The organism is Corynebacterium humireducens NBRC 106098 = DSM 45392, assembly GCF_000819445.1.
GTDB lineage: Bacteria > Actinomycetota > Actinomycetes > Mycobacteriales > Mycobacteriaceae > Corynebacterium > Corynebacterium humireducens.
Genome location: NZ_CP005286.1, coordinates 2,068,961 through 2,088,524 on the forward strand (window position 1 = coordinate 2,068,961; position 19,564 = coordinate 2,088,524).

At 65.7% G+C, this 19,564-nt stretch carries 17 protein-coding genes; 9 read left to right on the plus strand and 8 right to left on the minus strand.

What is annotated here, in order from left to right:
- The first annotated feature begins 267 nt into the window (after nucleotides 1-267).
- From B842_RS10205 to B842_RS10220, 4 genes are all read left to right on the plus strand, one after another.
- Nucleotides 268-1,044 carry a TetR/AcrR family transcriptional regulator gene (locus B842_RS10205; RefSeq protein WP_052437884.1) on the plus strand — a complete coding sequence of 259 codons (777 nt, stop codon included), beginning with the start codon at nucleotides 268-270 and terminating at the stop codon, nucleotides 1,042-1,044.
- Between the two features lie 120 nt (nucleotides 1,045-1,164).
- Nucleotides 1,165-2,565 carry an MBL fold metallo-hydrolase gene (locus B842_RS10210; protein ID WP_040086511.1) on the plus strand — a complete coding sequence of 467 codons (1,401 nt, stop codon included), beginning with the start codon at nucleotides 1,165-1,167 and terminating at the stop codon, nucleotides 2,563-2,565.
- Nucleotides 2,566-2,568: 3 nt separating this feature from the next.
- A complete protein-coding gene (locus tag B842_RS10215) occupies nucleotides 2,569-3,333 on the plus strand; it encodes a sulfite exporter TauE/SafE family protein (protein ID WP_082028432.1) in 765 nt (254 codons plus the stop codon).
- Nucleotides 3,334-3,497: 164 nt separating this feature from the next.
- Nucleotides 3,498-4,163 (plus strand): Abi family protein, encoded by a 666-nt coding sequence (locus B842_RS10220; protein WP_040086512.1) that lies wholly within the window; start codon nucleotides 3,498-3,500, stop codon nucleotides 4,161-4,163.
- A 10-nt stretch (nucleotides 4,164-4,173) separates the two neighbouring features.
- Here the strand turns inward: B842_RS10220 and clpX are convergent, their stop codons facing one another.
- The 3 genes from clpX to B842_RS10235 all read right to left on the minus strand — a co-directional run bounded on the left by clpX (nucleotide 4,174) and on the right by B842_RS10235 (nucleotide 7,072).
- Nucleotides 4,174-5,469, minus strand: a complete 1,296-nt coding sequence (gene clpX / locus B842_RS10225; RefSeq protein WP_040086513.1) for an ATP-dependent Clp protease ATP-binding subunit ClpX — start codon at nucleotides 5,467-5,469, stop codon at nucleotides 4,174-4,176.
- Between the two features lie 215 nt (nucleotides 5,470-5,684).
- Nucleotides 5,685-6,329 carry a 3-oxoacid CoA-transferase subunit B gene (locus B842_RS10230; RefSeq protein ID WP_040086514.1) on the minus strand — a complete coding sequence of 215 codons (645 nt, stop codon included), beginning with the start codon at nucleotides 6,327-6,329 and terminating at the stop codon, nucleotides 5,685-5,687.
- On the minus strand, nucleotides 6,329-7,072 hold the full coding sequence (locus tag B842_RS10235) for a CoA transferase subunit A (protein WP_040086516.1): 744 nt from the start codon (nucleotides 7,070-7,072) through the stop codon (nucleotides 6,329-6,331). The genes B842_RS10230 and B842_RS10235 overlap by 1 nt, the downstream gene beginning before the upstream one ends.
- A 70-nt stretch (nucleotides 7,073-7,142) precedes the next feature.
- Here B842_RS10235 and B842_RS10240 point away from each other — a divergent pair, with 70 nt between their 5' ends.
- The 3 genes from B842_RS10240 to B842_RS10250 are packed head-to-tail and all read left to right on the plus strand — an operon-like array spanning nucleotide 7,143 to nucleotide 9,928.
- Nucleotides 7,143-7,919, plus strand: a complete 777-nt coding sequence (locus B842_RS10240) for an IclR family transcriptional regulator domain-containing protein (protein ID WP_040086518.1) — start codon at nucleotides 7,143-7,145, stop codon at nucleotides 7,917-7,919.
- Nucleotides 7,920-7,933: 14 nt separating this feature from the next.
- Complete coding sequence (locus B842_RS10245) at nucleotides 7,934-9,157, plus strand: acetyl-CoA C-acetyltransferase (RefSeq protein ID WP_040086519.1); 1,224 nt, start codon at nucleotides 7,934-7,936, stop codon at nucleotides 9,155-9,157.
- A gap of 3 nt (nucleotides 9,158-9,160) precedes the next feature.
- A complete protein-coding gene (locus B842_RS10250) occupies nucleotides 9,161-9,928 on the plus strand; it encodes an alpha/beta fold hydrolase (RefSeq protein WP_040086521.1) in 768 nt (255 codons plus the stop codon).
- A gap of 80 nt (nucleotides 9,929-10,008) precedes the next feature.
- On the opposite strand, the gene B842_RS10255 is transcribed toward B842_RS10250, so the two are convergent.
- Together B842_RS10255 and B842_RS10260 are read right to left on the minus strand one after the other, a co-directional pair.
- The gene (locus B842_RS10255) at nucleotides 10,009-10,281 is read right to left on the minus strand and encodes a Txe/YoeB family addiction module toxin (RefSeq protein ID WP_211257054.1); all 273 of its coding nucleotides are present in this window, start codon (nucleotides 10,279-10,281) and stop codon (nucleotides 10,009-10,011) included.
- The gene (locus B842_RS10260; RefSeq protein WP_428839097.1) at nucleotides 10,275-10,508 is read right to left on the minus strand and encodes a type II toxin-antitoxin system Phd/YefM family antitoxin; all 234 of its coding nucleotides are present in this window, start codon (nucleotides 10,506-10,508) and stop codon (nucleotides 10,275-10,277) included. The genes B842_RS10255 and B842_RS10260 overlap by 7 nt, the downstream gene beginning before the upstream one ends.
- 152 nt (nucleotides 10,509-10,660) lie before the next feature.
- Between B842_RS10260 and B842_RS10265 the strand changes: the two genes are divergently transcribed.
- Together B842_RS10265 and B842_RS10270 are read left to right on the plus strand one after the other, a co-directional pair.
- Nucleotides 10,661-15,652, plus strand: a complete 4,992-nt coding sequence (locus B842_RS10265; protein ID WP_040086524.1) for a DEAD/DEAH box helicase — start codon at nucleotides 10,661-10,663, stop codon at nucleotides 15,650-15,652.
- Nucleotides 15,653-16,591 carry a restriction endonuclease gene (locus B842_RS10270; protein WP_040086526.1) on the plus strand — a complete coding sequence of 313 codons (939 nt, stop codon included), beginning with the start codon at nucleotides 15,653-15,655 and terminating at the stop codon, nucleotides 16,589-16,591.
- A 29-nt stretch (nucleotides 16,592-16,620) separates the two neighbouring features.
- Here B842_RS10270 and B842_RS10275 read toward each other — a convergent pair whose 3' ends face one another.
- From B842_RS10275 to B842_RS13490, 3 genes are read right to left on the minus strand one after another with little or no spacing between them, the layout of a single operon-like run.
- On the minus strand, nucleotides 16,621-16,827 hold the full coding sequence (locus B842_RS10275; RefSeq protein ID WP_040086528.1) for a DUF2283 domain-containing protein: 207 nt from the start codon (nucleotides 16,825-16,827) through the stop codon (nucleotides 16,621-16,623).
- A gap of 26 nt (nucleotides 16,828-16,853) precedes the next feature.
- On the minus strand, nucleotides 16,854-18,320 hold the full coding sequence (locus B842_RS10280; protein ID WP_040086530.1) for an aldehyde dehydrogenase family protein: 1,467 nt from the start codon (nucleotides 18,318-18,320) through the stop codon (nucleotides 16,854-16,856).
- Nucleotides 18,321-18,350: 30 nt separating this feature from the next.
- Nucleotides 18,351-19,469, minus strand: a complete 1,119-nt coding sequence (locus B842_RS13490) for an NAD(P)-dependent alcohol dehydrogenase (RefSeq protein ID WP_082028433.1) — start codon at nucleotides 19,467-19,469, stop codon at nucleotides 18,351-18,353.
- Nucleotides 19,470-19,564 lie beyond the last annotated feature (95 nt).

A 19,564-nucleotide genomic window follows, 5' to 3' on the forward strand; every position in this document is an offset into this window, starting at 1 on the left:
ATCAACGCCTGCGAGTCTAGCCTCAAAGACCGTTCCGAGCCGCCACCCCCGGATGGGCGTAACCTCGCCGGAGATCCGGCTGTTTCCGCTGGAAGAACGTCGCTACATCGGGTGGTCCAGCATCTTCTCAGCCGCACCGCCCCACCACCGACCGATACATCAGGCACGATGGATCACAGCGCCGGTTGCGGCCCGCACAGACCCGCCGGCACCGCCCCCTTCCAGACCCTTCCACCCCGACCCGTGCCCCCGGAGGGACGACCCCGCATGTTCAACGACGACCTGCCCCTACTCGACGACGCAGCCACCGTCGACGGGGTCATTGACGTGGCCCTCCACCAGTTCGCGGAACTCGGATTCCAGGAGACCCGTCTGGACTCGATCGCACGGCTCTCGGGCATGTCCAAGCGGATGATCCACTACCATTTCGGCGACAAGAAGGGCCTCTACCACCGGTGCCTCACCGAGGCGGCGCACCGCCTCCAGCCGCACGCCGACGAGATCGTCAGCGACACCCTGGTCCCGGTCGAAGGGGTGACCCGACTGGTGGATGCGGTGTACCTCACGATGACCGAGAACCCGGACTCGATCCGCCTGCTCGTCCACGAGGGGCTCCACCGCGTGCTCAACATCACGAGTCTGGCGAACCTGGTTCCGGGGACACACGTCTCCCTCCAGCTGGACAAGCTGCTCATGCAGGGCCAGGACTCGGGCGCCTTCCGCCCGGGGATCGGCGCGGAGGACATCTTCTACCTCCTCCTCTCCCTCGCCTTCACCCGCGTGACGCACCGGGACCTCATGGTCAACCTCGTCGACGTCGACCCCACCAGCGAGCAGAACACCGAGGGCATCCACCGGCTGGCCGTGGACACGGTGCTGTCCTTCCTCACTGCCAACATCCCCGACAGCGGGCACGGCAGCTACCTCACCCCGGACCTGCCGAACGAGGACTCCCGCACCGGGCTGGGCATCTACGACGATGTCGGCGGCGACATGGTCGACGACATGGGGGACGTCGAAAAGCTCCTTGCAGAAGAAGAATAAAAGCACCCTGAGCTGGCTTTTCACCCAAACCACTTGATACCCCCCGGGGTATATGGCATGGTAGTGTCACAACCAAACGGAAAAATATTCATCCGCCAACACCATCTGGAGTGACTCACCATGCTGCTCGAACGTTTCTATGACGAAGACCTTGCCCAGGCCAGCTACTTCATCGGCTGCCAGGCGGAGAACACCGCGGTCGTCGTCGACGCCCGCCGTGACATCACCGAGTACCTCGACCTGGCCGCCCACCACGGAATGAAGATCGTCGCGGTCACCGAGACCCACATCCACGCCGACTACCTCTCCGGCACCCGCGAGCTCGCCGCCGCCACCGGCGCGAAGATCTACCTCTCCGGCGAGGGCGGCGAGGACTGGCAGTACGGCTTCGACGGCGAGCGGATGTACGACCGCGACACCATCAAGATCGGCAACATCACCATCGAGGCGCGCCACACCCCGGGCCACACCCCGGAGCACCTCTCGTTCCTCATCACCGACGGCGCCTTCGCCGACACCCCGGGCTACATGCTCTCCGGTGACTTCGTCTTCTCCGGCGACCTCGGCCGCCCGGACCTGCTCGACGAGGCCGCCGGCGGCGTCGACACCCGCTTCGGCGGCGCCAAGGACATCTTCCGCAGCCTCAAGGAGGTCTTCCTCGAGCTGCCGGACCACGTCCAGGTCTACCCCGCCCACGGCGCCGGCTCCGCCTGCGGCAAGGCCCTCGGCGCGCTGCCGTCGACCACCGTCGGCTACGAGCGCAACTACGCCTGGTGGGCGCCGTACCTGAAGAACGACGACGAGCAGGGCTTCGTCGACGAGCTTCTCGACGGTCAGCCCGACGCCCACGCCTACTTCGGCCGCATGAAGCGCCAGAACAAGATCGGCCCCGCGGTCCTCGGCTACCCGCTGGAGCCGCTGCCGGAGGTCGACCACGCCGAGCTGGCGACCCGCATCGAGAAGGGTGAGGCCATCGTCGTCGACACCCGCCACCACTCCGAGGTCCACCAGGGCACGGTCGCCGGTTCCGTCAACGTCCCGGGCATCGACAAGGCCGCGACCTACGGCTCCTGGGTCTACGACCCGGAGACCGACACCGCCGACCTGGTCGTCCTGGCGAAGGACTCCGCGGAGGCCGAGGACTACCGCCACCACTTCATGCGCGTCGGCATCGACGAGATGACCGGCTACATCACCGACTTCGAGGGCCTGCCCACCATGACCCCGCAGGTCCTGGCCCAGGCCGACCTCGAGGGCTTCGACCGTGACATGCTGCTCGACCTGCGCAACAAGACCGAGCACGCCGACGGCCACATCCCGGGCTCCCACCAGCTCTCCGGCGGCCGCGTCCTGTGGAACCTCGACGAGCTCCCGGAGCCGGGCGAGAGCACCATCGTCACCTACTGCCAGTCGGGTGTCCGTAACTCGGTCGCCGGTTCCGCACTCCGCCGCAAGGGCTACGACATCCACGAGCTGGAGGGCTCCTACCTCGGTTACCTCGACCACCAGAACGCGAAGTAAGCCGTGTCCGGAACCCTCATCGCGGTTCTGATCCTCGCCATCGCGATCGGACTCTCCCTGGGTCTGCTCGGTGGCGGCGGATCGATCCTCACGGTCCCGCTCCTCATCTACGTGGCGGGGATGGACCCCAAGGAGGCCATCGCGGCGTCGCTCTTCGTCGTCGGCGCCACCTCCGTCCTCTCGACCCTGACGCACGCCCGCATGGGCAACGTCCAGTGGCGCACCGGACTCATCTTCGGTGCCGCCAGCATGGCGGGTGCGTTCCTCGGCGGCCTGGCCGGCGGCTACATCCCCGGCGTGATCCTCATGCTCGCGTTCGCGGTCATGATGATCGCCACGGCGATCGCCATGCTGCGCGGCCGCAAGAAGCGTGACACCGTCGAACAGACGAAGCTCCCGCTGGGCAAGATCCTCCTCGAGGGTCTGGTCGTCGGCCTGGTCACCGGCCTCGTCGGCGCGGGCGGCGGCTTCCTCGTCGTCCCGGCGCTGGCGCTGCTCGGCGGCCTGAGCATGCCGGTCGCGGTGGGCACGTCGCTGCTGGTCATCTCGATGAAGTCCTTCGCCGGCCTGGCGGGCTACCTCACCACGGTGTCGCTCAACTGGCCGCTGGTCCTCGGCGTCACCGGCATGGCGCTCATCGGCGCCCTCATCGGCGCCCGCCTGACGAAGGTCGTGCCGGAGCAGGCCCTGCGCAAGGGCTTCGGAGTGTTCGTCCTGGTGATGGGCATCTTCGTCCTGTCCCAGGAGCTGCCGGCGCTGTTCTCCTGATCTGCTTGTCGACGCCACCGCCCCGGCCCCTCACCAGAGGGGACCGGGGCGGTGGTGTCTCTGTCCGCGGGACCCCACCCCGAAAAATCTATGACCCCGGCGATGTACATCTAAAATGCAGGGATCGACCCGGGGCCTTCGGATTTAGGGTATCACTTGAAGTCATGGCGAACAACGCGTTCTCCGACAACGACCCCACGGTTGACTTGAACAGCTGGTTTTCAGGCGCACGGATGAGCAGGTACGCATTCCACCCTGCAGTCGAAGATCTCTATGTGTGGAACACGCGACTGAGCAAAGCCCTTCTGGAAGACATTCAGCATGTCGAGGTCCTGCTGAGAAACCGCGTGGATTCAGCACTTTCCCCGCATTATGGCTCGCACTGGTTCAACAACACGCAGATTCCATTCGATCACCTCGCCAGGAAATCCATCGGTAAAGCTCAGAGAAGAGCAGGTGGCGCGGATGCTGTCCCCGCCCCGAGCGGAAAAATCATCGCGGAGTTGAGCTTCGACTTCTGGTTCTTCCTTCTCTCGAGCAGGTATCAGACAACCGTCTGGCCCAAGCTCCAGGCCACGTTGATCGGTTCGCCGCCACCGTCACTGGCTGCCTTCCGCGGGGAAGTCGAGTTGATCTACAGGCTGCGAAACCGATGTGCACACCATGAACCCCTGGTGCAGGCCAGCCGCCCCGCAGAGGACTCCTACCTCGACAGGAGACAGCTGGCACTGGACCGGACAGCGCGGTGGATCTGCCCCGCCGCAGCGGACTGGATCCTCTCTCACTCGCGCATCGCAGGACTCCGGGAACTCCGCCCCGGCAATCCCTGAGGAGCGGGACCTAGGCCGTCTCCTTCTCCTCGTCGGCCTTCTCGGTGTCGAGGATGAGCTGCGGCTCCGCCTCGCCGCGGACGACCTCGGCGGTGATGACGACCTCGACGACGTCGTCACGGTCCGGGATGTCGTACATCACCGGGACGAGGAGCTCCTCCATGATGGCGCGCAGACCACGGGCGCCGGTGCCGCGCTCGAGGGCGAGCTCGGCGATGACGCCGAGGGAGTCCTCGGAGAAGGTGAGCTGGACGTCGTCCATCTCGAAGAGTCGCTGGTACTGCTTGACCAGGGAGTTCTTCGGCTCGGTGAGCACCTGGACGAGGGAGTCGCGGTCGAGGTTGTCCACGGTGGCGACGATGGGCAGACGGCCGATGAACTCGGGGATGAGGCCGAACTTCACCAGGTCCTCCGGGCGGACCTGCTCGAAGAGGTCGGTCTTCTCCCGGTCGGAGGCGGACTCGATCTCCGCGCCGAAGCCGAGGCCCTTCTTGCCGACGCGCTCCTGGATGACCTTCTCCAGACCGGCGAAGGCGCCGGCCACGATGAAGAGGATGTTGGAGGTGTCGAGCTGGATGAACTCCTGGTTCGGGTGCTTGCGGCCGCCCTGCGGCGGGATCGAGGCGGTGGTGCCCTCGAGGATCTTCAGCAGGGCCTGCTGCACACCCTCGCCGGAGACGTCGCGGGTGATCGAGGGGTTGTCCGACTTACGGGAGATCTTGTCCACCTCGTCGACGTAGATGATGCCGCGCTGGGCGCGGGGGACGTCGAAGTCGGCGGCCTGCAGCAGCTTGAGCAGGATGTTCTCCACGTCCTCGCCGACGTAGCCGGCCTCGGTGAGGGAGGTGGCGTCGGCAATGGCGAAGGGCACGTCGAGCATGCGGGCCAGGGTCTGCGCCAGGTAGGTCTTGCCGGAGCCGGTGGGGCCCAGCAGGAGGATGTTGGACTTCGCGATCTCCACGTCGTCCTTCTTGCGGCGCGAGGTGGTCGTCGCGGCGATCTCCTCCGTGCGGATGCGCTTGTAGTGGTTGTACACCGCGACGGCGAGGATGCGCTTGGCCTTGTCCTGGCCGATGACGTACTTGTCCAGGAAGGCGGAGATCTCGGAGGGTCGGGGAAGCTTGTCCTCCTTCTGCTCCGCCTCCTGGGCGGCGCCGAGCTCCTCCTCGATGATCTCGTTGCACAGCTCGATGCACTCGTCACAGATGTACACGCCTCCGCCGGCGATGAGCTTCTTGACCTGCTTCTGGCTCTTTCCACAGAAGGAGCACTTGAGCAGGTCGGCGCTTTCTTGCATGCGTGCCATGGGGTGTTTCTATCTCGCTTCGCTCGTGCGGGTGGGACAGGTTCTCCCCCACTGTAGTCGGCGGGTCAAACCACGGCCGCGCGACAGGGAGGATGCTTGTCGACGAGGCCCGCCCGGAGGTTCCGGGGCGTCGACAAGCGTCAAAGAATGCCGCGAAGCCTCCTCTCCACGTACCGGAAAGGGGCTTCGCGGCATTCTTTGCGCACCCGGCGGACTTAGAGTCCCTCAGCGACCTCGAAGGGCGCCTCGGTGACCGCGCGGACGGACTCGACGGTCTCGCCCTCGGCGCACTGGAGGAGGGTGAGGCCCTCGACCGGGTCGACGGTGAAGACGGCGTAGTTGCTGACGATCATGTCGACGCACTTCGCGCCGGTCAGCGGCAGGACGCACGCCGGGAGGAGCTTGGAGTCGCCCTTCTTGGTGGTGTGGTCCATCATGACGATGATCTTCTGCGCGCCGTGGACGAGGTCCATGGCCCCGCCCATGCCCTTGACCATCTTGCCGGGGATCATCCAGTTGGCCAGGTCGCCGAACTGGGAGACCTCCATCGCGCCGAGGACGGCGACGTCGACGGCGCGGGAGCGGATCATGGCGAAGGAGTCGGAGGAGGAGAAGTAGGAGCCGCCCTCGGTGATGGTGATGGTCTCCTTGCCGGCGTTGATGAGCTCCGGGTCGAGGGTCTCCTCCGTCGGGTACGGGCCGACGCCGAGGATGCCGTTCTCGGAGTGCAGCACGACCTCGAGGCCCTCGGGCAGGTAGCCCGGGATGAGGGTCGGCATGCCGATGCCGAGGTTGACGTACTGGCCGTTCTCGAGCTCCTCCGCGACGCGCGCGGCCATCTGTTCCTTGGTCCAGGTCATTACTGGCTCACCGTCCTGTTCTCGATGCCGGTCTCCTGCGGGCCGACCTCGACGACGCGGTCGACGAAGATGCCGGGCAGGTCGACGTCCTCGGGGTCGATGACGTCGACGAGGTGCTCCACCTGCGCGATGGTGACCTTGCCGCTCATCGCGGCGTCGGGGTTGAAGTTCTGGGCCGTTCTGTTGAAGACCAGGTTGCCGTAGCGGTCGCCCTTGTGGGCGTGGACCAGCGCGTAGTCGGCGCGGATGGACTCCTCGAGGACGTAGAGCTGGCCGTTGAACTCGCGGGTCTCCTTCGGCTTGGAGTACACCGCGACGGTGCCGTCGGGGTTGTAACGCTGCGGCAGGCCGCCCTCGGCGACCTGGGTGCCCACGCCGGCGGTGGTGTAGAAGGCGGGGATGCCGGCACCCCCGGCGCGCATGCGCTCGGCGAGGGTGCCCTGCGGGGTGAACTCGACGGTGAGTTCACCGGCGAGGTACTGGCGGGCGTACTCCTTGTTGGAGCCGAGGTAGGAGCCGATCGACTTGGCGATGCGCCCGTCGGCCAGCAGCAGGCCGAGGCCGAAGCCGTCGGTGCCGAGGTTGTTGGAGACGATGGTCAGGTCGGTCGCGCCCTGCTCGCGGAGGGCGTCGATGAGGCGGGCGGGGATGCCGACCAGACCGAATCCACCGACGGCGATCGTCGCGCCATCCGGGATATCGGCCACGGCCGCATCTGTAGTGGGGAAGGTCTTGTCAAGCATGACTCAGACTGTACACTGGAGTTCACTTGCTGCACAAGGGTTCACATTGCGAACAAGAAAGGAGTCGGTCATGACGCCACCCGAGGCCCCCAACGTCCAGTCACTGGTACGCGGCCTGTCGGTCATCCGCACCTTCAACGCCGACCACCCCCGCCAGACACTCGCCCAGGTCGCCGAGTCCACCGGACTCGCCCGCGCCACCGCCCGCCGCTTCCTGCACACCCTGGTCACCGTGGGCTACGCAGGCACCGACGGCACCGAGTTCTGGCTCGCCCCCCGCGTCCTCGAACTGGGCTACAGCTACCTCTCCGGCCTCGGGCTCCCCGCCATCGCGCAGCCGCGCCTGGAGGAACTGTCCCGCCACATCGGCGAGTCCTCCTCCCTCTCCGTCCTCGACGGCAACGACGTCGTCTACGTCAACCGGGTGCCGGTGCGCAGGATCATGACGGTGTCCATCACCATCGGCACCCGCTTCCCCGCGTACGCCACCTCGATGGGCCGCGTCATCCTCGCGGGACTGCCCGACGAGGAACTCGAGGCGTACCTCGCCGACGTCGAGCTCGAGCCCCTCACGCCCGCCACGCTTGTCGACGTCCCCTCCCTCCGCGCCGAACTCACCCGCATCAGGGAGCAGGGCTTCGCCATCGTCGACCAGGAACTCGAGCCGGGACTACGCTCACTTGCAGCCCCCGTGTACTCGCCGTCCGGGCGGGTGGTGGCGGCGGTGAACGTCTCGACGCAGACCGTCGTCCACGACCTGGAGGACCTGCACGACCGCTTCCTCCCGGCGCTCATCGACACCGCCGAACTCATCACCGCCGACCTGGCGGCCACGGAACTCTTCTAGAAAGGCCCACTACCTTGTCTGACACCGACATCGTCATCTGCTCCCCGCTGCGCACCGCCGTCGGCGGCTACGGCGGACAGTTCACCACCGTGCCCGTCCAGGAACTCGCCGCCACCGTGGTCAGGGCAGTCATGGAACGCACCGGCCTCAACCCGCAGGACGTCGACGACCTCATCCTCGGCCAGGCCTCCCCCAACGGTGCCGCCCCCGCCCTCGGCCGCGTCGTCGCCCTCGACGCCGGCCTCGGTGACACCGTCCCCGGCATGCAGCTCGACCGCCGCTGCGGCTCCGGCCTCCAGGCCGTGGCCACCGCGGCCGCCCACATCGCCTCCGGCGCCGCGGACCTCATCATCGCCGGTGGCGCCGAGTCCATGTCCCGCACCGAGTACACCGTCGACGCCGACGTCCGCTGGGGCAAGAAGGCCGGCAACATGGTCTTCCGCGACCGCCTCGCCGAGGCCCGAGAGACCGCCGGCGGCAAGAACCACCCGATCCCCGGCGGCATGATCGAGACCGCCGAGAACCTCCGCGAGGAGTACTCCATCACCCGTGAGGCCCAGGACGAGATGTCCGTCGCCTCCCACGCCCGCGCCGTCGCCGCGCAGGAGAACGGCATCTTCGCCGAGGAGATCGTGCCGGTCACGATCCCGCAGCGCCGCGGTGAGCCGCTCGTCGTGGACACCGACGAGCACCCGCGCCCGGGCACCTCCCTGGAGAAGCTGTCGACGCTGCGCCCCATCATGGGCCGCCAGGACGCCGACGCCACCGTCACGGCCGGCAACGCCTCCGGCCAGAACGACGGCGCCGCCGCCATGATCGTCACCACCCGCGCCCGCGCCGCGGAGCTGGGCCTGACCCCCTCCGTCGTGCTGCGCGGCTGGGCCGTCGCCGGCGTCGCCCCGGAGACCATGGGCATCGGCCCGGTCCCGGCCACCAGGAAGGTCCTCGACCGCCTCGGCATGACCCTCGACGACATCGACCTCATCGAGCTCAACGAGGCCTTCGCCGCCCAGGCGCTCTCCGTCCTGGCCGAGTGGGGCATCTCCGCCGATGATCCGCGCCTCAACCCGCTGGGCTCCGGCATCTCCCTGGGCCACCCGGTCGGCGCCACCGGTGCCCGCATGCTCGTCACCGCCTCCCACCAGCTGCAGCGCACCGACGCGAAGACCGCCCTGGTCACCATGTGCATCGGCGGCGGCCAGGGACTGGCGGCCGTGATCGAGAAGGTGGAGGCTTAAGGCATGATCCTCCACTCCGTCTCCCACGGTGCCGAACACGGCGGCGAGCCCATCGTCTTCCTCGGCTCCATCGCCTCCACCACCGACATGTGGCTCCCACAGCTCGATGCCCTGTCCGCCGGCCACCACGTGATCGCCCTCGACCACCGCGGCCACGGGCTCTCCCCCGACCCGGACGTCGCCCCCGGGGAGACCACCTTCGACGACCTCGCCGACGACGTCCTGTCCACCCTGGACTCCCTCGGCGTCGACCGGTTCCACGTCGTCGGCCTGTCCCTGGGCGGTGCGATCGCGCAGTACCTGGCGCTGACGTCCCCGCGCGTGATCAGTGCCGCGTTCCTGTGCACCGCCGCCTACTTCGGCGGCCCGGAGAAGTGGAACCCGCGCGCCGAACTCACCCGCGCCCAGGGCCTCGAGCCCATGGCCGACGGCGTCATCGACTTCTGGCTCACCCAGGGTTTCCAGGAGGCACACCCCGCCACCACCGCCGCCTACCGCCGCATGGTGACCTCCACCCGCGGCACCGGCTACGCCTCCTGCTCCGACGCCCTCGCCCACTGGGACGTCCGCGAACGCCTCGCCGAGATCACCGTCCCCGTGCTCGCCCTGGCCGCCGTGGATGACCAGTCCACTCCCCCGGCGGCCCTCAAGGAGATCGCCGACGGCGTTACCGGCCCGGTCACCTACGTGAAGGTCTCCCCCGGCGCCCACGTCCCCGCCATCGAGGTGCCTGAGCAGGTGAACAAGGCTCTGCTGGAGTTCTTCGGCTAGGTCTGCTTCTCGCCTGCTTATCGACGCCGCCGCCTCCCCGTTACCGGGGAGGCGGCGGTGTTGTCATGTGGTGCGCAACCTCACTCGTAGTGGCTCCACATTCTGAGCACGTGGACCACGCGTTCTTCCGGATGCACCTCATAGAGCAATCGGTGCTGGATGTTGATCCTCCGGGAGTACACACCGGCCAGATCCCCCACGAGCTTCTCGAATCGGGGCGGAGATGTGAAGGGGTCTTTCCTCAGCACCTCGAGCAACTGCTGCGTCCTCGCCTTCAGCCCTGCAGCTGCGAGCTTCTTGGCATCCTTGTGGGCGTGTCGGGAAAAGACCAGAGTCCACTCCGCTGTCACCACTCAATCTCCGTGGTTCCAGCCTGGTGACCCTCGAGCCGTGCCTGGCGGACGGACTCCACCAGTCCGGGAACACCGACCAGGTGCAGGGTCTCTTGAACGGCCACCCAGTCAGCCTCCGAGATCAGCACGGCATTGCCGCGCTGGCCCGTGATGGTAACGGGAGTAGAACTCTCGTTGACCTCGTCGATCAGGCGGTAGAGGTTTGCCCGCGCGTTGGTCGCGCTCACTGTGCCCATCGTGCACTCACCCTCCGAGTCTTCGCACGTACGTGATTCCGTACCTCAAAACGTACGCCTTCTCGTACGTGAGGTCAAGGGCCACTTCCGCGGGTCCGGCAGTATGTGCCCCGCGCTTTGCGCACTCAGGCACAATATCTTCCATGTCTTCGATCATGGATGCCCTGTCTGCGCTGCGCGAGAACCCCACCCACGGCAATCACGGGTTGTCCTTCGAGAAGCTCATGGTCAACTACTTCAAGCTCGACCCGACCCTGGCGAAGGAGTACGACGAGGTCTACGAGTGGAGTGACTGGCCGTACAACGACAACCTGCCGGACACCGGGATCGACCTTGTCGCCCGTCACGCGGAGAGCGGTCGGTGGGCCGCCATCCAGTGCAAGTTCTACGCGCCGACGACCTACCTGCAGAAGAGCCACTTGGACACCTTCTTCGAACGGTCCGGGCGTACCTTCACCACTGAACGCGGGGTGGAGACCTTCGCCAACCGCATCATCGTCTCCACCACCGACCGGTGGAGCAGGAACGCCGAGGAGATGCTGGAGAACCAGCCCATCCCGGTCAGCCGCATCGGCATCGGCGCCATGGCCGAGTCCCCCATCAACTGGGACATCGCCTACCCGAACTCCGAGCTCACCATCAACCTCTCACGGCGGGAGACGTTCAAGCCGCGTCCGCACCAGCACACGGCGATCGAGAAGACCCTGGCAGGCTTCGACACTCACGACCGCGGCAAACTCATCATGGCGTGCGGCACCGGCAAGACCTTCACGGCGCTGCGCCTCGCCGAGCAGGTGGCCATCAGGAACGCTCCCCCGACCGCCACGAAGGAGGAGGACAGGAAGAACCGGGCGAACGCCCGCGTCCTCTTCCTCGTCCCCTCGATCTCCCTGCTCTCCCAGACCCTGCGTGAGTGGACCGCCCAGACCGAGCTGGATCTGCGCGCCTACGCCGTCTGCTCCGACTCCAAGGTCTCGAAGGCCGCCGAGGACATCGCCACCTATGACCTCGAGGTCCCCGTCTCCACCAACGGCAGGGACATCGCCGCCCGCCTCGCCCAGCGCAAGCGCGCCGCCGGCCTGACGGTGGTCTTCTCCACCTACCAGTCCCTCCCCGCGATTCACGATGCCCAGCAGGAGGGCCTCGCCGACTTCGACCTGGTCATCTGCGATGAGGCGCACCGCACCACCGGCGTCACCCTCGCCGGCGAGGACGCCTCCAACTTCGTCCGCATTCACGACAACAACTACGTCAAGGCCGCCAAGCGCCTGTACATGACCGCCACCCCACGGCTTTTCGACGACGCCGTCAAGGGCAAGGCCGCCGAGCACTCCGCCGAACTGGCGTCGATGGACGACGAGTCCGTCTACGGCCCTGAGTTCCACCGCCTCGGCTTCGGTGAGGCCGTGGAGAAGGGCCTGCTCACCGACTACAAGGTCCTGGTCATGACCGTCGATGAGCAGCTCGCCTCCGACACCATGGCCCGCTTCACCCCGCAGCCCGGCCAGGAGCTCACCCTCGACATGGCCTCGGCGATGATAGGCACCTGGACCGCGCTAGCCAAGCGGTCCGGCCGGGAGCAGGGCACGAAGAGCGGTTTCGAGGAGGATGCCGCGCCCATGCAGCGCACCGTGGCGTTCGCCCGCGACATCAAGACCTCGAAGAAGATCGCCGAGTCCTTCCCCACGCTGATCTCCAACTTCACCGACACCCTCCGCGAGAAGGCCGCGACCAACGACATCTCACTCCACAACATCGATCTCGAGGTCGGTGCCCACCACGTCGACGGTGGCATGAACGCCATGGAGCGCAGCTCCCACCTCACGTGGCTGGAGGCCCCGCTCCGGGAGAACAAGACCCGTATTCTCACCAACGCGCGGTGCCTCTCCGAGGGCGTCGACGTCCCCGCCCTCGACTCCGTGGTCTTCTTCAACCCGCGCAACTCCATGGTCGACGTCGTCCAGTCCGTCGGCCGCGTCATGCGCAAATCGGAGGGCAAAGACTACGGCTACATCATCCTGCCTGTCGCCGTCCCGCCCGGAGTCTCCCCCTCCCAGGCGCTCAACGACAACGTCCGCTTCAAGGTCGTGTGGCAGATCCTCAACGCCCTGCGCGCCCACGACGACCGCTTCAACGCCCAGGTCAACTCCATCTCACTCAACGAGGGTGACGTGAAGGACCTTCCGGTCGTCACCGATCACGTCGGCGCCACCTCCGGCACCGAGGCCTACGCCGACGCGGACAACACCGCCACCCAGATGGTGCTGTTCTCACTTGAACAGTGGCAGGAGGCGCTCTACACCAAGCTCGTCGACAAGGTCGGCACCCGCACCTACTGGGAGGACTGGGCCGACGATGTCGCCGACATCGCCGAAGCACAGGTCCTCCGCATCACCTCGCTTATCGACGCCGCCGACACGCCCGTCCGCGCCGAATTCGAGCGCTTCGTCGAAGGCCTGCGCGGCAACCTCAACGACTCCATCACCGAGGCCGAGGCGATCAGCATGCTCTCCCAGCACCTGATCACCGCCCCCGTCTTCGACGCCCTCTTCGCCGACAGCGACTTCATCTCCCACAACCCCGTCGCCCAGGTGATGAACCGCATGGTCGAGGCACTCGCCGATTCCCAACTCGAATCCGAAACCGAATCCCTGACCAAGTTCTACGACTCCGTCCGCATCCGCGCCGCCGAAGTCACCAGCGCCTCCGGCAAACAGACCGTGATCAAAGAACTCTACGAACGCTTCTTCCGCAAGGCCTTCAAGAAGCAATCCGACGCCCTCGGCATCGTCTACACCCCCATTGAAATCGTCGACTTCATCCTCCGCACCGCCGACGACGTCTCCCGCAAACACTTCGGCCGCGGACTCACCGGTGAGGGCGTACACATCCTCGACCCCTTCACCGGCACCGGCACATTCATGGTCCGACTCCTCCAGTCCGGCCTCATCACACCCGAAGACCTGGCCCGCAAGTACGCGACCGAACTCCACGCCACCGAGATCATGCTGCTCGCCTACTACGTGGCAGCAGTCAACATCGAATCCACGTATCAGGCACTTCGTGAAGAGGCCGCCCAACGTGAGGGCACCGAATCCCCCGCCTACGAACCCTTCGAGGGCATCGCCCTGGCAGACACCTTCCAAATCCACGAGGAGGACGACCAACTCGACCTCGACTACTTCGTAGACAACAACTCCCGCATCGAGCGACAGAAGAAAGCCCCCGTACGGGTCATCATCGGCAACCCGCCCTACTCCGTGGGCCAGACTTCAGCCAATGACCTCAACGCCAACCTGAAATACCCCACCCTCGACGCACGCATTTCGGAGACTTACGCCGCGAAGTCCACGGCCACGAACAAGAACTCCCTCTACGACTCCTACCTGCGTGCCTACCGCTGGGCCACCGACCGCATCGGAAACCAGGGCGTTGTCGCGTTCGTCTCCAATGGCGGCTGGATCGACGGCAACACCGGCGACGGCGTGCGCCTGTCCATGGCCGAAGACTTCACCGACCTCTACGTGTTCAACCTGCGTGGAAATGCACGGACAGCGGGAGAAGTCCGTCGCAAGGAAGCCGGCAACGTCTTCCGCGATGGCGGTCGAACATCCATCGCGATCACGATTGGAGTCATCGACCCGGATAAGACCGGCTGCACGATCCACTACCGGGACATCGGTGACTACTTGAGTGCTGAGGAGAAGCTAAAGATTGTTGATCGCTCCACGGTGGAGAACACCCAGTGGCAGGTCATCGTCCCGAACAAGCACGGCGACTGGGTATCCCAACGATCCGAGGACTTCGAAACCTGGCCGGTCCTCGCGGGCAAGGACAATTCCGAACTGAGATTCTTCAATACGTTTTCCGCTGGCCTCAAGACAGCTCGCGATGCCTGGTGCTACGCCCCCACCAGTGCACAGGTCGAAGAAAACATGCGTCTGCTCATCGACACCTACGAATCAGCCCGCCAAGCATTTCCGGACTGGGCGGCTGACAACGGTATTGCGAAGCCACGGGAAGCCGATGTCAATCAGTTCCTGGCCCAGAATCCCGAGTACGCCAACCTCAGGAAAATCTCGTGGAACCGGAGCCTGAAAAACCAGCTGGCCAAGAATGACTCAATCGATCTTCGAAGCGCAGCGATAACAACATCGCTGTACCGACCTTTCACCTCATACCAGGTGTACTTCGACAGACCTGTCAACGACATGGTCTACCGCATGCCCTCGATGTTCCCGACCCCGCAGCACACCAACATCGGAATCGAATCAGCTGGTGCGAGTTCTCCGACAGGTTGGTCAGTGCTGGCATCCTCCCTAATGCCCGATGTTCAGCTCCTTGGGAACGGTCAGTTCTTCCCGCGTTTCACTTGGGAACCGGTGGAGGCACCTAAAGGCCAACTTGCTTACGGCCAGGTGCTCGTCGATGCACAAATGGAGCCCAGCCGTTACGGCGATATCGGTGAAATCGTTGACGGTTACCGGCGCGTAGATAATGTCACCGATGAGATCAAGCATCTCTACCGCGAGGCCCTCGGTGACGATGTCACTGGAGATGACATCTTCCACTATGTCTACGGCCAGCTGCACGACCCGCAGTACCGGGAGACGTATGAGGCGGATCTGAAGAAGATGCTGCCGCATATCGAGACCCCGACGGATCGGTCGCGCTTCGACCAGGTTTCTGCCGCCGGCAAGGAACTGATGGACCTGCACGTCGGATACGAGGATGTTGCACCATGGCCGGTCACCGTCGAGGTCAAGCCCTCCGCTGATCCCGATGATCGGGAGACCTGGCGGGTCACCGCCTTGAAGTGGGCGAAGTACCGTGACCCGGAGACGAAGAAGCTGGTCAATGACGTCACGCGGATGATCTACAACCCGAAGGTCACGATCTCCGATATTCCGGCCGAAGCGGATGAGTACATGCTTGGGTCACGGTCTGCGCTGGCGTGGATCATCGACCGGTACAAGGTGAAGAAGGACAAGGCCTCTGGCATCGTCAACGATCCCAACGACTGGGCTGATGAGGTCGGCAACCCGAGGTACATCGCTGAGCTGATTGCTAAAGTGACCCGCGTTGCGGTGGAAACAGTCCGTATTGTCGACGGACTTCGGGAAGGAACAGAGTAAATGTCATTCTCCGATAGGGGCATGCCCACTCATCAGGAGCTGGTTCTGCCGGTGCTGCAGGCAGTGAAGAATCTGGGAGGCACCGCACGGTCCCGGGAAGTGGTCGACGAGGTCATCTCACTCTTGCCCAACTCGGATGCCCTCATCGAGATCTCTTACCCGAATCGTCCCAACATGAGCGTTCTCCGGGACCGCACGGAATGGGGCCGGTCCACTGCCAAGCTCGTTGGTGGCCTCGAGCAGCCCAACCGCGGAATGTACATGCTGACTGACTTCGGAGAGGAACTCCTCGCGCTTCCGGAGTCGGAAGCAATCACGCTCGTCAAGGCGACGTACAAGGAGCGTATTCGTGAGCGGCGAATGGAGAATTATCAGAAGCCGGGATCTCCTTCTGAACCGCAGAACGATGTCGAGAACGAGCACGAGGAGCCTTCGGCCGAGGTCATCGCCGAAACCCAGGCCGACAAGGAGGAGTACTCCAACTGGGAGGAGCAGCTGCTCAACCGGCTCCATCAGATGAGTCCGGAGGCCTTCGAGAAGTTCGTCCTGTATCTGCTGCGTCGATACGGGCTGAAACTCACTCATATCGGCGGCACCGCAGATGAAGGAATCGACGGAATTGGCACCGCTCCCCTCAGTCCTGTGCTGTCCTCCCGTGTGGCTGTCCAGATCAAGCGTTATGCCCCGAACGGAAAGCCCATCACCCGGGAAGTGGTCGCTCTTTTCCAGCGCGACGCGCAGACCAAGGGGGCGGAACGGGCCATCCTGGTGACCCTGAGCCGGTTCACAGAACCCGCCCGGAAGGCGGCGACGCTGACCACGCCCACAGTTGATCTGATTGACGGCGAACGCCTGGCGCAGCTCATCAAGGACGACGGGGAATCAGGGGTCCGGCTTGAGCCGACGGTCAACGAGAAGTGGTTCGACCAGTTTGAGTGACAGGCGGCCACGCCGACGTCGATAAGCCCCTACCCCTGATACACCTCCGGGTTGAGCAGTTCCCGGGCACCGTCGAACTCGATGCCGATGATGCGGCCGGAGGCGTCGAGGTCGAAAATGACCTCGCCGTTCATGCCCTGGAGGGCGAGCCCGCCGACGACGCGGTGGGTGCGCTGCGCACCAGGGCTGAGCGGGAGGTAGGCGGAGTTGGCCGTGGAGTCATAGGAGAGATTCATGGCTCCACGGTAGCGTCGACAAGCACTCAGAACGGGAAATGTGCCTGACCGGGGGCGACACCCACCCAGTGTTCCGTGGTGAAGGCGTCGATGGCCCACTGTCCGTTGAAGCGGCCGAGGCCGGAGTTCTTCTCGCCGCCGAACATGACGTGGGCCTCGTCATTGACGGTGATGTCGTTGACGTGGGTCATGCCGGCCTCGATGCGGCGGGCGAAGGCCATGCCGCGGGCGAGGTCGCGGGTGTACACGGCGGAGGCGAGGCCGAACTGGGTGTCGTTGGCCAGTTCGAGGGCGTGTTCCTCGTCGTCCGCCTTGATGATGCCGACGACGGGGCCGAAGATCTCCTCGCGGAACAGTTCCATGTCGGGGGTGACGTCGGCGAACAGGTGCGGGGCGACGACGCGGCCCTCGATCGGTCCGGAGAGAAGTTCGCGGGCGCCCTCCTCGCGGGCCTTCTCGATCTTGGCGGTGACGGACTGGACCTGCTGGTCGTTGATGAGGGGGCCGACCACCGTGGTGGGGTCGAGCTGGTTGCCGTAGGTGAGGGTCCTGACGCGCTCGGTGAGCTTCTCCACGAACTCGTCGTAGACGGGTGCCTGGACGATGATGCGGTTGACGGCCATGCAGATCTGCCCCTGGTGGAGGAACTTGCCCAGGGTGGCGGCGCCGACAGCCTGTTCCATGTCGGCGTCGTCGAGGATGACCAGCGGCGCGTTGCCGCCGAGTTCGAGGGCCACCTTCTTCATGCGCTTCCCGCCGACCGCCTTGACGCCGACGTTCTGGCCGACCGGGGTGGAACCGGTGAAGGAGATGAGGGAGGGGACCTCGTTCTCCACGAAGTGGTCGCCGATCTCCGAGCCTGCGCCGACGACGACGCCCAGCACGCCCTGCGGCAGGCCGGCGGCCTCGAAGATCTTGCCCAGCAGCAGCCCGCCGACCAGCGGGGTGTCCGACGCCGGCTTGAGCACCACCGCGTTGCCGCAGGCCAGTGCCGGGGCCACGGAGCGCATGGACAGGGCGAAGGGGAAGTTCCACGGGCTGATGACGCCGACCACACCGAGCGGCTCGCGGAACACGTAGTTCGTCTTGCCCGGGGTGTTGGAGGGGAGGATGGTGCCGGTGATGAGGGTCGGGAACTGCGCCGACTCTCGCAGGGAGCCGATGGCCAGACCGGCCTCGATGCTGGCCTTGATGGCCGTCGACGCGGATTCGGTCTGGATGAGCGCGACGACGGCGTCGAAGTTCTCCTCGATGAAGTCCGCCGCCTTGTTCATCACGGCGGCGCGGTCCTTGGGTGGCAGCGCCGCCCAGGCGGGCTGCCGCTGCTGCGCGACGTCATAGGCCTTGTCGACGTCCTCCTTCGACGCCTGGCGGATCGTGGCGATGGACTCGTCGTTGAAGGGGTTGACGGTGGTGGCGGTGCGCTCGGAGGTGCCGTCGGTCCAGCCGTCGATGTAGAGCTGCTCGGAGATGAGGTCGGTGTAGTCGGACATGTCTTTTCCTTGGGGTGTGAGGTGGCGGTGTCAGATGTCGGAGACCCGGAGGACGGCCTTGATGGTGCCGCCTTCGTGGGCGTCGTGGATGGCCCGGTCGATGTCGTCGAAGTCGTAGAGGGTGATCAGCCGGTCGAAGGGGAAACGACCGGCCTGGTAGAGCCTGATCAGGCCGGGGATGAGCTCGTGGCTGGTCGAGGAGCCGCCGAGCGTGCCCACGATGGTCTTGCCGAACAGCGTGCGCATGTGGTCGACGGAGAAGCGGGCCTCCGCCGGGGCTCCGCCGACGAGGATGAAGGTGCCCAGCAGTCCGACCATGTCGGCGGCCTGCTCGATGACGCGGATGTTGCCGGTGCAGTCGACGACGTAGTCGGCCGGGCCGCCACAGATCTCCGCGACGGCCTCCGTCATGTCGGTGTCACGGGAGTTGACGGTGTGGGTGGCGCCGAGCTCCTTCGCCAGCTCCAGGCGGTTGTCCTGCAGGTCGACGGCGATGATGGTGGCGGCCGGGGTGTTGCGGGCCGCCATGACGGCGGCCAGGCCCACGGCCCCGGCTCCGATGATCACGACCGACTCGCCGGGGCCGGGCTGCGCGGTGTGGAAGATCGCCCCGGCACCGGTGGTGATGCCGCAGGCCAGCGGGCCGAGCAGCGCCAGGTCGACGTCCTTGTCCACCTTCACCACGGCGTTGGCGCGGGTGAGGGAGTGGGTGGCGAAGGAGGACTGGCCGAAGAAGTGGCCGGACAGGGAGGAGCCGTCGGCGCGGGTGTAGGCGGAGGTGCCGGCGTCGGGGCCGTGCAGACGCACCCCGGCGAGCAGCTCCGGGCCGATGTTGAGGCAGTAGCGGTGCTGGCCCCGGATGCAGTTGCGGCAGGTGCCGCAGTAGGGCCAGCCCATGATGACGTGGTCGCCCGGTGCGACGTTGTCCACGCCCTCACCGACGGCCTCGACGACGCCGGAGCCCTCGTGCCCGAGGACGCCGGGCAGCGGCAGGGGCATGTCCCCGCCCTGGGTGTTGAGGTCCGTGTGGCACACGCCGGTGGCCACGACCCGGACGAGTACCTCCCCGGGGCCAGGTTCGGCGAGGGTGAGGTCCTCGCGGACGAAGGGGGCGCCGATGGCGTCCACGACGTAGGCGTTGATCTTCATGATGTGTCCTCGTGTCAGTCAGTGACCCCATTTTCTACGGGATCTGTGATACATAACTATCTCAAATGTGACCCAAGACACGCTAGGACTGGAGT